This is a genomic window from Candidatus Atribacteria bacterium (assembly GCA_011056645.1).
Lineage (GTDB): Bacteria > Atribacterota > Phoenicimicrobiia > Phoenicimicrobiales > Phoenicimicrobiaceae > Sediminicultor > Sediminicultor quartus.
This window is the reverse complement of the sequence record DSEL01000213.1, coordinates 1-2,425: the sequence shown is the minus strand read 5'-3', so window position 1 is coordinate 2,425 and position 2,425 is coordinate 1. Positions and strand designations below refer to the sequence as shown.

At 34.8% G+C, this 2,425-nt stretch carries 3 protein-coding genes; all 3 read left to right on the top strand.

Translation table 11 applies throughout. The annotated features are described in order from the left end of the window. Positions 1 to 216 precede the first annotated feature (216 nt). Positions 217 to 528 (top strand): 50S ribosomal protein L21, encoded by a 312-nt coding sequence (rplU, locus tag ENO17_09925; GenBank protein HER25348.1) that lies wholly within the window; start codon positions 217 to 219, stop codon positions 526 to 528. Positions 529 to 619: 91 nt separating this feature from the next. Further along, positions 620 to 880 carry a 50S ribosomal protein L27 gene (locus ENO17_09920; GenBank protein HER25347.1) on the top strand — a complete coding sequence of 87 codons (261 nt, stop codon included), beginning with the start codon at positions 620 to 622 and terminating at the stop codon, positions 878 to 880. Positions 881 to 1,015: 135 nt separating this feature from the next. Continuing rightward, the gene (gene obgE / locus ENO17_09915) at positions 1,016 to 2,299 is read left to right on the top strand and encodes a GTPase ObgE (protein HER25346.1); all 1,284 of its coding nucleotides are present in this window, start codon (positions 1,016 to 1,018) and stop codon (positions 2,297 to 2,299) included. Positions 2,300 to 2,425: the final 126 nt, after the last annotated feature.

The window sequence follows — 2,425 nt, the reverse complement described above, 5'->3', positions numbered from 1 at the left end:
TGTTTAAATAGTTGGCTAATTCCCCAATTCCCCAATTGACCAATTGACCAATTAAATTAGTCGTTAACAATACGAATAAATTTGACAACCATATAAATATATGCTAAATTTTATAAGCATCGTTTTTACATCCGCACAGGTTGGGTCTAAAAGTAGTCGATTGATCGATTGCTACCTAATCATGGCGAGTTTATAAGGCAAGGAGGATTGCTAAAAATGCAAGCTATTATCGCAACCGGAGGGAAACAGTATCTAGTAAAAGAGGGAGATATTATCAGGATTGAAAAGTTAGACCAGGAAAAGGGAAAGATGGTAGAATTTGATCAGATACTATTTATTGATAAAGACGGAGAACATATTATTGGCCAGCCTCTGGTAGAAAAAGCTAAAGTTGTGGGAAAAGTATTAAGCCAAGATAAAGCCAAAAAGATTTTGGTTTTTAAATATAAATCTAAAAAAAGGTATCGCAAAAAGACCGGACATAGGCAACCTTATACTGAAATATTAATTGAAAAAATAGAAATTTAAAAGTATAATATATATAAAGTATCAGAACACAATAAACAATCTATAATATCTTTTAAACAAAGGCAGAGGTAAGAGGGTGAGGTGAGAATTTATGGCACATAAAAAAGGTCAGGGATCAATCAAAAACGGCAGAGATAGTAATCCTAAACGGTTAGGAGTCAAGCGGTCTGACGGTCAATTTGTAAAGGCTGGTAGTATTTTAATCAGACAGAGAGGGACTAAAATTCTTCCCGGAGAAAATGTGGGAAGAGGGAATGATGATACTCTGTTTGCTTTAACCGAAGGATTTGTAACTTTTGAGAGAAAGGGAAGAGACAGAAAGCAAGTTTGTGTTTATGCCGAACGATCTTAAAATAAGCAAACTATTATATCAAATTAACCCTGAGTTTTTTTGTAAAACTCAGGGTTTTTTAGTATCATTAGATAAAATAATAAAAAATGAAAATAAGGTTTTAATGCTGAATTTTCGTTTTCATAGGAGAAGATTATGTTTGTAGATAAAGTGACAATAGAAGTAAGAGCAGGAAAAGGGGGAAACGGAGCTGTAAGCTTCAGAAGAGAAAAATATATCCCTAAAGGTGGTCCCAACGGGGGAGACGGGGGAAAAGGCGGAGATATAATCATTGAAGCAGATGATGAAACTGGTACGCTAGTAGATCTCTATAATAACCCTCATCAAAGAGCAAAAAATGGAGAAAGCGGACAGGGAAGCAACAAAAAAGGGAAAAATGGAGAGGATTTATTGATTAAAGTCCCTTTGGGAACTGTAGTCGAAGATATGGTTAGCGCCACTATTTTAGGTGATTTATTAGAAAGCGGACAAAGGATTACCGTAGCCAAGGGCGGACAGGGTGGACAAGGAAATTTTCGCTTTAAAAGCTCGGTTAGAAGGAGTCCCAGATTTGCTCAAAAAGGAGAACCAGGGGAAGAAAAGAAACTACATTTAAGCCTGAAAATAATTGCCGACATAGGATTAGTGGGCTATCCCAATGCCGGAAAGTCTACCTTGCTTTCTCGAATTTCAGCGGCTAAACCCAAAATTGCCGATTATCCCTTTACTACTCTTAGCCCTAATTTAGGGGTGATTAGTAGGGAGGGAGAAAAAAGTTTTATAGTAGCGGATATTCCCGGTCTAATCGAAGGTGCTCACAAGGGGACTGGTTTAGGAGATAGATTTTTAAAACATATTGAAAGAACTAAAGTAATATTACATTTGATCGATGGTGCCACTATGAAAAAAGAAGATCCACTAAATAGTTATAGGGCGATAAACAAGGAACTAAATAGTTTTAGTAAAATGCTGACCAACAAGCCACAGATGATAGCTATAAATAAATGTGACCTTCTTTCAGTTAAAGAAAATATACCCATCTTTAGAAATGCATTCCAGCAGGAAGGGCAGCAAATATTTCCCATTTCTGCTTTAACCGGAGAAGGATTGGATCAACTAATCCAGAACATTTCTTCTTTGCTTAATGAATTAAAATTAAAAGAAAAAGACAAATTTAGGGAAGTGTTACCCGAAAAAGAAGCGGTGTATAAATTTACTCCCCGTTTTGTAGTTAATAAAAAGGGGAACTTCTATGAAGTTAGCGGTACAGAAATTGAACGAATCGTAGCGATGACCAATTTTGATAATGAAGAAGCAATTGATTATTTCCAGAGAATTATAAAAAAAATGGGCTTGGAAAAAGATTTAATTAAAAAGGGAATTAAAGAGGGAGATCAGGTAAAAATCAAGGAAATCATTTTTACTTTTACTAATAAATAAGGTATAATTTTGTTAATTAATCTGGTTAATTGGTTAGTTGGCTAAAAATATTGACGTAAGATTTTTAGTTGATAGTTTGTTGAAATACGAATTGTCTGTTTTGGGTTAATTTATTGAGTAATTATT